The organism is Pararhodobacter sp. CCB-MM2 (genome assembly GCF_001691415.1).
Classification (GTDB): domain Bacteria; phylum Pseudomonadota; class Alphaproteobacteria; order Rhodobacterales; family Rhodobacteraceae; genus Pararhodobacter.
The window spans coordinates 127,157-139,726 of the sequence record NZ_LRRR01000007.1 but is presented as its reverse complement, the minus strand read 5'-3'; the positions used below and the strand labels follow the sequence as shown (position 1 = coordinate 139,726).

Here is a 12,570-nt window from a genome sequence, read left to right as displayed (position 1 = left end):
TCCCCGCATCCATCCGAGCCGGGCTCAGATGAACATGTCCTTGTTGACGGCGATGCCATTGGCCTCGCAGTAGCTGACGTAATGATCGATGAACCAGAAGACGTCGGCGGTGAAGTCGTACTTGCCGTTGTCGTCGAAGAATTCGATCGCGCCGTTGAGCCAGAACAGCGCCTTCATGCCGTTGGGATCGTCCGAATAGAGCGTGTGCGCGGTGCCCGGCAGCTCGTAGACGAAATCGCCGGGACGGGCGACCCAATCGTATTCGTAGTAGCCCCACGAGCCCTCCAGGGTCACTGCCGAGACGACGCCGCGATGCTTGTGCGTGCCGATCCGCCCGCCGCCCTTCACCCACAGGATGTTGGCCGCCGTGTTCGAGCGCACGTCGAAGGCCAGATGCTTGATCGCTGCCTGATCGCCGAACGGCACCCAGGGGTTGTTGGCGTCGTCGCCGGGGATGAAGGCCCCCTCCTTGCCGAAGCGGTTGATCATCGCCTCATGCGGCTCTGGTGGCAGGGCGGTGATGAATTCGGGCTTGGGCATCTGGTCCTCCTCTGACCTTGCCGATTTGATGCCTTCATCGGACAGGCCGGCTGCGAAATCCGTCAAACGGAAAAAACCTCTCTGCGCTGCGGAAAAGCGCCCGGTTGCGGCAAGTTGCTAAGGAAACCGGGGGCTCAAGGGGCGAAATTTCGAGGCGGGCCCCTTGGCGGACCTTCCGCAACGGCAAGTATCGCTGCGTTGCGGCTTCATCATTTGGTGACAGGGGCATTACGATATGATGATGTGGCGCCCATGAAGACGGATAGCGCCCAGAACGACCTTCTCACCCGCGGCGGTCGCCCGACCCTGCGCGACCTGCTCGACCGGCTGGAATTCAACCCGGCCAAGGGGTCGATCACCCTCAATGGCGAGCGCATGCTGCTGACCCGCGCCAGCTTCGGTGGCGATCTGCGCGATCAACTGGTCCGCCGCTATTCCGAGCATGAGGCGATGGTGCTGATGCTGCGCCTTGGGTTCCGCTCGGGTCGGGAGGATGCCGAATTCATCCGCCAGTCGTGGCCCGCGCTGGACCCGGGCGATGCCTTCACCGCTGGCACGCGGCTGCACATGGTCACGGGCTCGGTCAAAGTCGAGACATTGTCCAACGATTTCGACTTCGACAACGACCGCTTCTCGGGCGATTTCCTCTGGCATGAATCCGTTGAGGCCGCCGCCTATCATCGCCGCCACGGGCGGGCGACGCGGCCGGTTTGCTGGCTGCAGACGGGCTATGCTGCGGGCTATGCCAGCGTCTTTTTCCGCAAGCTGGTGATCTACAAGGAGACCAGCTGCTCGGCGATGGGCCACAAATCCTGCCGTGTGGTTGGCAAGACCGTCGATGGCTGGGGCCGGGACGATCCCTTTGTCCGCATGTTCCTCGAAGAAGTGCTTGGCAACTCGGTCGAGCCGCATCGCGGCCCCGCGCAACCCCAACGCCCGACTCCGGTGCGCGACCTCGATGCGCTGATCGTGGCGCCCGTCATGCCCCGGTTGCAGGTCTTGGCCCGCAGCGGGACGCCGGCGCTGATCACCGGGCCTTCGGGTGCCGGACTGCGCGCGGCGGCGCGATGGCTGTCGCGCCAGCGCATGGCGGAGGGCAGTTTCGCCATCTTGCACGCGCAGGCGCCGGAGCTGGGCGAACGGTTGTCCGCCCTCGCCTTGCCGGCAGGGGCGCAGCGTCCGACCGTGCCCGTGCTGGCGATCTCGGCCATCGAGACGCTTTCGCCGGATCGGCAATGGATGCTGCTGGAGCTGATGACGACCGAGCGGGCCCGCGCGCCGCAGATCATCGCATTGTCCGGGGTGGAGGCTATGGCGCTGCACGCCCTCCCCGGCTTCCTGCCGGAACTGGCCCATGCCTTGAGCGTGCTGCCGATCCATATGCCCGCCCTGTCCGCGCGCCCGGAGGACATTCCCGCCCTCGCAGCGGCGCTTTTGCCCGGCACGGCCACGGCAGAGGGGCAGATCAGCCCTACCCTCTCCGCCGCGACGCAGACCTTCCTCTCGGGCTTGGCGCTGCCCGGTAATATTCCGCAGCTTCGCACGCTCATCCATCGCGCGGCTCTTCTGGCCGAGGCGCCCGGGATGATTGACGTCGAGGATCTTCGCAGGGCCGCCGAGATGGAGGCGCCGCCGCCCGCGGGCGTTGACGGCACGCCTTGGGACATGCTGGCGCCTGCCTTCGTGTCGGGTGCGATGACGTTGGATGCGTTGAACGCAGGGCTCGTGCGGGCGGCGCTGCACCATGCCGATGGCAATGTTGCGGCCGCGGCGCGGCTGATGGGTCTGACGCGCCCGCAGATGGCCTATCGGCTGGCGCAATCGGAGAAGTCCGATGGCACGCGTTGATCGGATCCGCCGCTGACGTTGCTTTTTCGTTCTGCGTCAGAGGTTTGAGTGGTTGAGCCTGAATTGACTAAAACCCTAGGTAGATAGGGGCCCTGCATCCGTCAGCAATCGTTGAGAAAAACGGTGATTTCGCTATGATCGGAAACACAGGACGTGCCCCGAAGTCAGGTGCAGGACCGGAAGGGTCCGGATCCGTGGGGCCCAGGCAATCCGACGAGCAACCATGCCCAGTGAAGAACAGCTGCTACAGGCGGCCGTTGCGTTTCAGCGCTTCGGCCTCGGTCCCAAGCGTGCCGGTTTGCGTGCCATCGCTGATGATGCGCGCGGCGCCCTGCTGGAGGAACTTGACCGCCCCGCGCGCGCGCGGATCCGTGTCCGCGCGCTGCCCAGCTATGAGGAAGCCGGCGCCATCGGCACCCAGCTGTTTCCCCAGCAGCAGGAGGTGTTTCTGGCCGAGCAGACCGCGAAGCTCTCGCTGCAGCTGCGGACCCCGATCGGGTTTCTGGAGCGGTTGGTCATGTTCTGGTCCAACCACTTCAACATGTCCGTCGAGAAGAAGGGCCAGATCCGCGCCATGGTCGGGCAGTATGAGCGCGACGTGATCCGCGCTGGACTGACCGGGCGTTTCAGCACCATGCTGCGCCGGACGGTGACCCACCCGGCGATGATCTGCTATCTCGATAACGCGGATTCCATCGGTCCGAACTCGCCCGCCGGCCAGTATTGGCATGCCGGGCTGAATGAGAACCTCGCACGCGAATTGATGGAATTGCACACTGTTGGTGTCGGTGGCGGCTACACCGAACAGGACGTGGGCAATCTGGCCAAGGTCCTCAGCGGCCACTCCTATGTGCGCGGGTGGGAGGTCGACAACGGCTATGAGCCTGAAAGCAAGCGTGGCCAGTACCAATTCCACGAAACCTGGCACGAGCCGGGGCGCCACCGCGTCCTCGGCTATCGGCCGGCCAACAACAGCCGGCAATTGCCGCGCATGTTGGACCATCTGGCGACCTTGCCGCAAACGGCGCAACACATCGCCTACAAGCTGGTGGCGCATTTCCTGACCGACGATCCGACACCCGAGCTGGTCGATCCGGTCGCCCGTGCCTTCCTCGACAGCGAAGGCGACCTGAAGGAAACCGCCCGCGCTCTGGTCATGCTGCCAGAGGCCTGGACCCTACCGATGGCCAAGTTCCGCACCCCGCAGGAGCTGTTGATCGCTCAGGCGCGGGCCTTGGGTCAGGAGTGGTTGGAAGACGACCTCTGGCGGGTGCAGGAATTCCTCAAGGCCTTGGGGCATTACCCGTGGCATTGGTGGACGCCTGACGGCTATCCCGATGAGACCGATCATTGGCTCTCGCCCAACGGCATGCGCGTGCGGGCCGACGCGATCCAGATGACCACTTGGGCCCTGATGCAGCGGCAAGAGCCGGGGAAGACGCCGATCCGCCTTGCCAATTCCGTGCTCGGCCCGCGCATGAGCCGGATCACCCGCACCCGCATCCGCGACACCCGCAACGAGCTTGAAGCCTTCTCGATCCTGTTCCTCTCCCCGGAGTTCCAGCGCCGATGACCCGTTCCTTGTCTTCCCCTGTCGACACGACCTGCTCCGAGGGCCGTCTGCTGATGGATCGGCGCCAGATGTTGGGCATGACCGCGGGACTGTTTTCGACGGCCTTCATGCCCAACCTAGCGCGCGCCAACACCTTGGGCGAGGCGCGGCTGCTGGTCGTGGTCTTGCGCGGCGGCCTCGACGGGCTGTCGATGCTGGTGCCCAGTTTTGACCCGGATTACGAGCGTGTCCGCCGCGATCTGGCCCTCCCGGTCGAGGCGACGCTGGACCTGAGCGGCGGCTTCCGACTGCACCCCGCGATGCCTAACCTCCACGCCCTCTACCAGGCTGGACAAGCGGCCTTCGTGCCGTCGGTGGGCTTGCCCTTGCAGGTCCGCTCGCATTTCGAATGTCAGGAGAATTTGGAAAACGGCCTCGCCGGGAACGATCGCGGCGCCAGCGGCTGGATCAACCGCTTGCTGTCGGTGATGCCCCGCGGCGAGGCGATCCGTGACGGCCGAATCCTCGCCTTGCAAAGCAACCCCTTGATCGTCCGCGGGTCCGAGCCCGTGCTGAATTGGTCCAGCACCTGGTTCACCCGCGCTTTCGATGGGCTGGTCACCAATCTCAGCGATATCTATGCCGCCCGTGACCGTGTCATGGCCGAGAATTTTGCTCTGGGTCGCGAGATCGATATCCGCGCCGGCGGGCAAGGTGCCGAAGAGGACCCTAGCCTCGGCTCGCTCGTCAACGGCTTCCTCGGCGCCGGGCGCTTGCTGTGTTCGGTCGGCGGACCACGGGTGGCGGTTCTCTCGGTCGACGGGTGGGACACGCATGCCTATCAGGGCGCCTTGACGGGGACCCTGCCGACGCAACTCGGTGCGCTGGATCAGGCCTTGCAGGCGTTCCGGGGGGCAATGGGGGCGCAATGGGAGAACACGGTCGTGGTTTGCGCGACCGAGTTCGGCCGAACCGCCGTGTCGAATGGCACCCATGGGACGGACCACGGGGTCGGTATGCCGGTTCTGATGGTGGGCGGCGCAGTTCAGGGGGGCATTCATGGCGATTGGCCGGGCCTTTCAGAGGCCGGTCTGATCGACGGCCACGACCTGCGCCCCGTCATGGATATCCGCAGCGTTTTCAAAGGCGTGCTCTCGACCCATCTGGGGGTCGAGCCGGACTTGTTGGCACAGACCGTGTTCCCGGACTCCGCGGCAATCGCGCCGCTGGAGGGGTTGGTGGTGACGCCCGATGCTGCGGCCGCGCGGGCGGCGCGGCGGGCGGTCGCTGCCATGCAAAGCCCGCGCGCGATGTCTCCGTTCGAGCAATATCGCCAGAGAAATGGGGTTCTGGCGGGCTAGTGCACCTCTGATAGCACGGGCATGAGGCGCCCTAGCGCGCGATCCAGCGCCGCGAAGAACGTCTCGATCTCGGCCTCGGTAATGGCTAGCGAGAGGGCGATCAGCCCGCGTGGGGCGAAATAGCATCCCTCGGCAAGAACCTCGAATTGCAGGAGGCGCCGGGCGGCGACTGCGTCTTGGGGAGCATCAAGACAAGCGTGGATGTTCAGGATGGAGCCGATCCCGGTCGCCTCAAATGGCGCGGCATTGGCGATGAAGGCCGCGTTCAGCCGGTTCCGGAAGGCCTCGCCCCGGTCGAACAGCGCATTGAGGGTGTCGGCGCTCAGGTAATGGTCGATGGCGGCGATGCCGGCGGCCATGGTGAGGCTGTTGTTGTTGAAGGTCCCGGCATGAGGCAAGGCGCCGGGGCGGGAGGGATCGAAAAGATCCATGATCTCGGCCTTGCCGCCGAACGCCCCGAAGGCCATGCCGCCACCGAAGAATTTGCCCAAGGTGGTCATGTCCGGCACGATGCCGAGGCGTTCTTGCAGTCCGCCGAATGCCATGCGCGCGGTCTGGATCTCATCAAAGATGAGAACGGTGCCGGACTTGCGTGTCAGATCACGCAGGCTTTGCAGGAACGCCGGGCTGGCAACCCGGCAACCACCGGCGCCCTGCATGGGCTCGACCAGCACGGCGGCAACCTCGGGCCCTTTTGCGAAGGCCACGACGGCGGCGTCGATATCGTCGAAGGGCAGGACGTCGAAGGCGTAGGGGGCGTTGACCCGGTCGGCGCCGGGGATGAAGGTCGCGACCCCGCCGTGGTATCCATTCTCGAACACGATCACGCGCTCGCGCCCGGTCGCCAGTCGCGCCGCGTTGATCGCCATCAGGTTCGCTTCGGTGCCGGAATTGGCAAAGCGCACCCGGTCAATCGACGGGAAACGCTCGACCAGACGTTCGGCCAGCGCCACCTCATAGGGCGTATGTGAGGACAGGTTGATCCCGCGCGCATGCGCATCCGCTACGGCCGCGGCCAGAACGGGCGAAGAATGGCCAAAGATGCCGGCGGTGAATTCCCCAAGGGAGTCAATGTATTCGTGCTCGTCAACGTCGCGGATCCGGCAGCCATGACCGCCGACGACGCAGAGCGGGAAGGGCGCGTTCCATAGAGAGGACCGGGTGTTGCCGCCCGGCAAGACAGCGCGCGCGCGCGTCAAGGCGGCCTCGCTGCGCGGATGGGCCTGCCGGTAACGGCCAATGGCAGCAGCCAAGGCGTCGTCGAGTTTGGTCATGGCAGGGCCCTCTTTACCGTTGTCGACCTCTTGCGTAACAGTGATAATAACACTGTACAATGATTCCTTGAGGCGCCTTATGGCTGAGAAACGCAAGCCCCGGAAATCCGTCTCGCGCCTTGAGATCACGGCAGCGGCCTTGCAGATCATCGACAATCAGGGGCTGGAGGCGCTGTCGATGCGACGGTTGGCCGAGGCGCTCTCGGTCTTTCCGACCGCGCTGTATTGGTATTTCCCGGCGCGAAACGACATTCTCGAAGCTGTGGCACAGCACGTCATGGCGGGGATCGCTCCGGCGTCGGATTTGGCGTGGCAGCCGTGGCTTCGGACCTTTGCCGCCAACTTGCGCGCGGCGATTGTCCGCCATCCCAATGTCGCGCCGCTGATCGGGGGGCAGTTGGTGTCGAACGCGGCCGGTGACCTAGAGGTGATCGAGGGGCTGCTGGGGGCACTGTCCCGAGCCGGGCTCACGGGCGAGGAACTGGTGCAGGGATACAACATGGTGATGGGCGCGCTGGTCGGTTTCGTCACGCAGGAATTCGCGCGCCCGCCCGAAGCCGCGGACCCGTCCCTGCGCGATCGGGTCACCGAGTTGGCGCGCCGGGCCGATCCGCTGCGGCACCCCCTGCTCACCCAGAATGCCGAAGCGCTGTTGGGGCGCAGCTTTGTCCTGCGCTGGCAGAACGGGCAGCATCAGCCGATGGGCAAGGCCTATGATCGGCTGATCGACAGCCTGATTGCGGGGCTCGAGGCGGGCCGGCCGTAAGGCAAAGTCATCAAGAAACGGGGCGACGCGCGCGGGTGTTTTTACATCTTCCGCGTGGAATGATTTGCGCGATGCAAGTACTCGTTGCATTCCGGAATTAGCCGAGAGATTATCTGTATTAAATATCAATAATAAAAATACCGAACTATCGGAATGCAGAATGACGGATAATCCGACGCCGCGCCGGGATCTCACCAATCGTCTGTTGCAGCTTGATATCAAGCACTTGGTTGCATTCGAGGCGATTTATTCGACGCGTAATCTTTCTCGGGCGGCAAAAATGGTGGGGTTCGCGCAGCCCACGATGTCGAACCTTCTGGCACGTCTTCGCGACGTTCTGGAGGATCCGCTTTTCCAGCGGCGTGGCGGAGAAATGGCTCCGACGCCGCGGGCGGACAAACTGATTGGGGGCGTGCGCCGGATATTGCAGGAGGTGGGCGCGATTACCGATCCGCTGGCCAGTTTCGATCCGACCAGCGACAGCCGGGAATTCAAGCTGCACATCCTCGACTTGTTCGAGACCCTCGTGATGCCCGGCCTGTTGCGCGATGCCGCGGCCTTTCCCGGCGTGACCTATCGGCTGCTGACGGCCTCGCGCACACCGATCCGCGACGCGTTGGAGAGCGGTGAGGCAGATTTGGCCATCGGCATGCCGCCACCCAACGACCCCGCGTTGTCATGGCAAAGCCTTCTGCCGATCGAGGTCGTCGCCATCGCCCGTGTCGGCCACCCCGAGATTAACGGCGGCCTGACGCAAGAGCAGTTCAGGCGCATCGGTCACGTCACCATCGACATGACGCCGGGCGTGCTGGCCAATGCGGGTAATCTGCGTCCGGCCAGCCGGATCGAGCGCCACGACGTGGTGCAGGTCTCGCGCCCCGGAAGCGTGATCGAGCTGGTGGCGCAGAGCGATCTGATTGGCCTCGCTCATCCCGCGCAGGTCGAGGCCTCGCCCTACCGCGACCAGCTGCAGGTCTTTGCCATGCCGCTGCCGGAGTTCAACCAGAGCTTCCAGATGACCTGGCACCGGCGCAACGCCGAGGATCCGGCGCTGGTCTGGCTGATCGGTCGGATCAAGGCGATCCTGCGCGACGAGGCCGCGCCCTCCGTCCGGCGGACGGGGTGAACGGGCGCCAACAGGTCAGGCAAGCGCGCCTTTCAGCACCTCGAAAATGCGCGGGTCGTTCATCTGCGTGACGTTGAAGCGCATGAAGCGCCCGGCCGTCTGCGAGGGGCTGAACACGTTGCCGGGCGAGAAGATCACGCCCTGTTCCGCGCCTTCCAGCGCTAGCGCCCCGGTGTCGACGCCGTCAGGGAAGCGGCCCCAGAGATTGAAGCCGCCGCGCGGCTGGACCCAGGGCTCGATCCCCAGCGTCGACAGCTGCGTCGTCACGCGCTTCCGGGCCACGGCGAGGCGCCGATGCAGCTCGGACAGGTGTTTGCGGTAGTGACCGCCGATCAGCACGCCGGACAGAAGTTCGGTTGCGACAGGGCTGGGGCCGGCAAAGCGGGTGGCGATCTGCAGGTCCAGCAGCGATTCCATCCAATCGCTGCGCCCGGCGATATAGCCGCAGCGCACCGAGGCCGAGAGCGTCTTGGAGAAGCCGCCGATCCGCAGCACCCGGTTCAGGCCATCGAGCAAGGCAAGGCGAGGCGACGGTTCGGACTCCAGATCGACGAAGGTGTCGTCCTCCACCACAACCAGATCGTGCTGCGCGGCCAGCACCAGAAGCCGATGCGCGACCTGCGCCGAAAGGGTCGCGCCGGTCGGATTGTGCAGCGCGGAGTTGGTGATGTAGAGGCGCGGCTTCTCGGCCAGCGCGGCTTCGAAGTCCGCCAGATCCGGCCCTTCCGGGGTCCAGCGCACGCCGCGCAGTTGTACCCGATGGGCGCGCAGCAGCGTGTGGAAATTGAAGTAACCGGGATCGTCCACCAGCACCGTGTCGCCGGGACGCAGCATCAGGCGGCAGATCAGATCCACCGCTTGCGAGGCCGAGCCGGTGAGCATCAATTGCTCAGGCCCGATGGGCAGGCCTTCATCCGCGAAACGGTTCAACAGGTAGCGCCGCAACGCCACGGATCCGCGTGCGGAAGCATAGTTGGTCAGGACGGAATCCTCGGTTTTTGCCAGCGCGCGCAAGCCCTTGCGCAGGGCTTGATGGGGCATCCAGTCCTCAGGCAGCCAGCCGCAGCCTGGCTGCAGGGCCCCCGGCGGCAGGTCCAGGGATTGGCGCGAGACCCAGAACGGGTCGATGTTGGGCGCCCGTTTCTGGCCCATCCGCGCCACCTCCATCGGCGGCAGTTTGGTGCCGGTGACGAAGAACCCCGCGCCTCGACGGGCCCGGATCACGCCCTCCGCCGCCAGCCGGTCATAGGCCTCGACCACGGTCGAGGGCGAGACGCCCGCCTGCCCCGCCAGTTGCCGGATCGAGGGCATGCGATCACCGGGGCCAAGGCTGCGCGCGGCGATCCGGTCGCGCAGGCTTTGCATCAGGCTCTCGGTCTTGGTCAGCGCGGCGTCAGACATCACGGCCCCCTCTTGGTCCGGGTTTGTATGGCTTCATGAACCCATACAGTTTGGCGCTATTGTACTGGACTGTGTCTGTCGTGAAAAGGCTCTTCGGCCTATCCCTTCCACAAGCTCGCCTCGCCGGATTCGGCGTGAGTGCGGGTTTGATCCACTCGGAAAGGAAGCACACGATGACCACGATCCTCATGGGACTGCTGCGGATGGCCTGTTGCCTTGGCGCGCTGGACGCCCAGGGCGTGGCGCGTCGTGACAGCCGGGTACCCACGCGCACCGGGCGCTACCTCTCGCCCGAAAGCTTCGGCTGGTAAGCGCGCAGCCGGTCCCTGATGCGACGGGGGGCAGCGATTCCTTAACCCGAAGGCGTCAAAACCGGAGGTTGGGCGAATCGCGCCCCGGCGATGGCGTGGCTGTCGCGCGGCTCCGGGGACTTGGTCGGAATGGCACGGAACAACAGTCAGGCAGGCAAGGGCCTCAGCGAGGGGCGCGTTCTGGGCGGCCGTCGCATCGGCATGGTCCGTGTCACCGCCTGGAGCGTGATGGCCATGGGCATCGGCTGGGTAGGGCTTGCCTATCTGACCGGCCATCCCTCGGTGGCGATCTCGGCGCTGGTGGCGGTGATTGCCTCCATTCTGTGTATCCTCTTGATAGACCTTGGCTATTCCTTGCTTGGCCGCGTTGTCTGGTTCCTTGGGGGCACGTCCAGCGTCTTCATGGGCGGATTCCTCATCCACCCGCTGGGCAACATCGGCTTCATGTATGCGGCGATGGTCGCGGCACCCTTTCTGGTGTTCTCGCGCCGGACCGAGGGGCCGTGGCTCTATGCCATGGTGGCGCTGAACGTCCTGGCCTGGTTCACGCAATGGGTGCTGGGGGCGGATTACTTCGGCCCTCCCGCCGTCGGCGCGGAGGAGGCTTTGCGCTATTACGCCCTCCCCGCGGGGGCGACGTCGTTTGTGGTGCTGATCCTGGAGATCGCCTATTTCGACGCGACCTTCCAAGCCTATGGCCGCCGCCTGACGCAGGCCAGCGAAGACGTGTTGAGCGCCACGCGCGCGAAGGGCGATCTTCTGGCCGCGATGAGCCATGAGATCCGCACGCCCATGAATGGCGTCGTCGGCATGATCGAACTGCTGGAGACCAGCCCGCTGTCGCAGGAACAGAAGCGGATGCTGGCCACGGTGCGGGAATCTTCGTTCGCACTGTTGCGGATCATCGACGACATTCTGGATGTCTCCAAGGCCGAGGCCGGGAAACTGCAGATCAACCCCGAGCCGCTGGACCTGTTGGCGTTGGTCGAGGGGATCAGCGACACCTTGGTGCCGCTCGCCCGCAAACGGGGTATCTGGCTGAACCAGGTCTTCGATCCCGCCCTGCCCCGGCGGGTGTCGCTGGACGGGGACCGGGTGCGGCAGATCCTCGTGAACCTCCTTGGCAACGCGATCAAATTCTCCGAACGGCCGTCGGGTGACCGGCGCGAGTCTTTGGTGACCTTGCGGGTCGAGGTCGACGACGGGATGATTGCCTTCACGGTCACTGACAACGGCATCGGCATGGACGAAGAGACCCTCGCCCATGCGTTCGAGCGGTACATTCAGTCGAATGCCGTCAACACCCGGCGCTTTGGCGGAACGGGTCTGGGGTTGGCCATCGTCCATCAGCTGGTGAAGCACATGTCGGGCTCCATCGCTGTCAACAGCCAGTTGGGTGAGGGGACGACGATCTCGGTCAAGCTGCCATTGGTGCAGCCGCAGGGCCGTCTGCTGCCTCCGGCGCTGGCGGGCCGCCCGGTGGTGATGCTGTTCACCTCGGCCTTCAAACAACAGATCGCCAGCACCTATGTTGAGCCCACGGGAGCGACCCTGTTTCAGGCGCGGGACGAGGAGAACCTCCACCGTCTGGCGCAGGAGCATGGGGCGAACGCGGTCTACATCATCGCCCCTGAGACCGCGCCGCGCGTCGTGGACGACGCACTGGTGGATCGGTTCGAAACCGCTTTCCCGACGGCGCCGTTCATCACCTTCTCCGCCCAGCCCTCGGATCGGTTCGGGGCGATTTCGGCGACCATGATGCGGGTGCAATGGAGCCCGGTGAAACTGTCGGAATTCTGGGAGGCCATCGCCGTTTCCGCCCGTCAGCAACGCCCCGCGCCCGAGGTCTCCAGCGCCGAGGCCGCTGTGGCTGCGAATGCCGAGGTGGCGGAAATGCCGCGCGTGTTGGTCGTCGAGGACAACGAGATCAACCGCGAGGTCATGTCGCGCCAGCTTCGCGCGCTTGGGTATGGCGTGGTGCTGGCCTCGGACGGTGAGGAAGGGCTGCAGAAATGGCGCAGTCAGGACGTTGCAATGGTGCTGACCGATTGCCACATGCCCCGCATGGACGGCTTCGAGATGACCGCCCGCATCCGGGAGATCGAAGCGGCCGAAGGTCTGCCCCGCAGCGCCATTGTCGCGATCACCGCCAATGCCCTGAATGACGAAACCCAGCGATGCACCGAGGCGGGCATGGACAGCGTTTTGTCAAAGCCCGTCCGTCTGGCACAGCTGCGCGACGCCGTGGCGCAATGGGTCGCCGTCGGCGCGAAGGCGCGTGGTGGCGTGCCGACGCCGGCCGATGGCTCTCGGCGACTGGCGTAGGTTCCGGTATCTGGCGGTCGTCAGCGCAGGCTCAACTTGCCCGTCGCTCAATGAGACTTGGCAAGG

The 12,570-nt window shown here is 65.2% G+C and carries 10 protein-coding genes; 7 read left to right on the top strand and 3 right to left on the bottom strand.

Annotated elements, in window-relative coordinates:
* Window positions 1-24: 24 nt before the first annotated feature.
* Window positions 25-540 carry a 2,4'-dihydroxyacetophenone dioxygenase family protein gene (locus BCY78_RS10110; RefSeq protein WP_068300959.1) on the bottom strand — a complete coding sequence of 172 codons (516 nt, stop codon included), beginning with the start codon at window positions 538-540 and terminating at the stop codon, window positions 25-27.
* Between the two features lie 252 nt (window positions 541-792).
* On the opposite strand from BCY78_RS10110, the gene BCY78_RS10105 reads away from it, so the two are divergent.
* The 3 genes from BCY78_RS10105 (at window position 793) to BCY78_RS10095 (ending at window position 5,301) form a co-directional block, all read left to right on the top strand.
* On the top strand, window positions 793-2,388 hold the full coding sequence (locus tag BCY78_RS10105; RefSeq protein ID WP_068300956.1) for a XylR N-terminal domain-containing protein: 1,596 nt from the start codon (window positions 793-795) through the stop codon (window positions 2,386-2,388).
* 223 nt (window positions 2,389-2,611) lie between these two features.
* On the top strand, window positions 2,612-3,961 hold the full coding sequence (locus BCY78_RS10100; RefSeq protein WP_068300954.1) for a DUF1800 family protein: 1,350 nt from the start codon (window positions 2,612-2,614) through the stop codon (window positions 3,959-3,961).
* The gene (locus tag BCY78_RS10095) at window positions 3,958-5,301 is read left to right on the top strand and encodes a DUF1501 domain-containing protein (RefSeq protein WP_068300950.1); all 1,344 of its coding nucleotides are present in this window, start codon (window positions 3,958-3,960) and stop codon (window positions 5,299-5,301) included. The genes BCY78_RS10100 and BCY78_RS10095 overlap by 4 nt, the downstream gene beginning before the upstream one ends.
* Here the strand turns inward: BCY78_RS10095 and BCY78_RS10090 are convergent.
* Window positions 5,298-6,575, bottom strand: a complete 1,278-nt coding sequence (locus BCY78_RS10090) for an aspartate aminotransferase family protein (protein ID WP_068300947.1) — start codon at window positions 6,573-6,575, stop codon at window positions 5,298-5,300. The genes BCY78_RS10095 and BCY78_RS10090 overlap by 4 nt on opposite strands.
* A 79-nt stretch (window positions 6,576-6,654) precedes the next feature.
* Between BCY78_RS10090 and BCY78_RS10085 the strand changes: the two genes are divergently transcribed.
* Together BCY78_RS10085 and BCY78_RS10080 are read left to right on the top strand one after the other, a co-directional pair.
* Entirely contained in the window at window positions 6,655-7,341 is a 687-nt protein-coding gene (locus tag BCY78_RS10085) for a TetR/AcrR family transcriptional regulator (protein ID WP_068300943.1), read from the top strand.
* Between the two features lie 64 nt (window positions 7,342-7,405).
* Window positions 7,406-8,467, top strand: coding sequence for a LysR family transcriptional regulator (locus BCY78_RS10080; protein ID WP_139103130.1), 1,062 nt, complete (start codon window positions 7,406-7,408; stop codon window positions 8,465-8,467).
* A gap of 15 nt (window positions 8,468-8,482) precedes the next feature.
* Here the strand turns inward: BCY78_RS10080 and BCY78_RS10075 are convergent, their stop codons facing one another.
* A complete protein-coding gene (locus tag BCY78_RS10075) occupies window positions 8,483-9,868 on the bottom strand; it encodes a PLP-dependent aminotransferase family protein (protein ID WP_139103129.1) in 1,386 nt (461 codons plus the stop codon).
* A 173-nt stretch (window positions 9,869-10,041) separates the two neighbouring features.
* Here BCY78_RS10075 and BCY78_RS25550 point away from each other — a divergent pair, with 173 nt between their 5' ends.
* Window positions 10,042-10,179, top strand: a complete 138-nt coding sequence (locus BCY78_RS25550) for a hypothetical protein (RefSeq protein ID WP_158515917.1) — start codon at window positions 10,042-10,044, stop codon at window positions 10,177-10,179.
* Window positions 10,180-10,308: 129 nt separating this feature from the next.
* Complete coding sequence (locus BCY78_RS10070; RefSeq protein ID WP_158515916.1) at window positions 10,309-12,504, top strand: ATP-binding protein; 2,196 nt, start codon at window positions 10,309-10,311, stop codon at window positions 12,502-12,504.
* The last annotated feature ends 66 nt before the right edge of the window (window positions 12,505-12,570 follow it).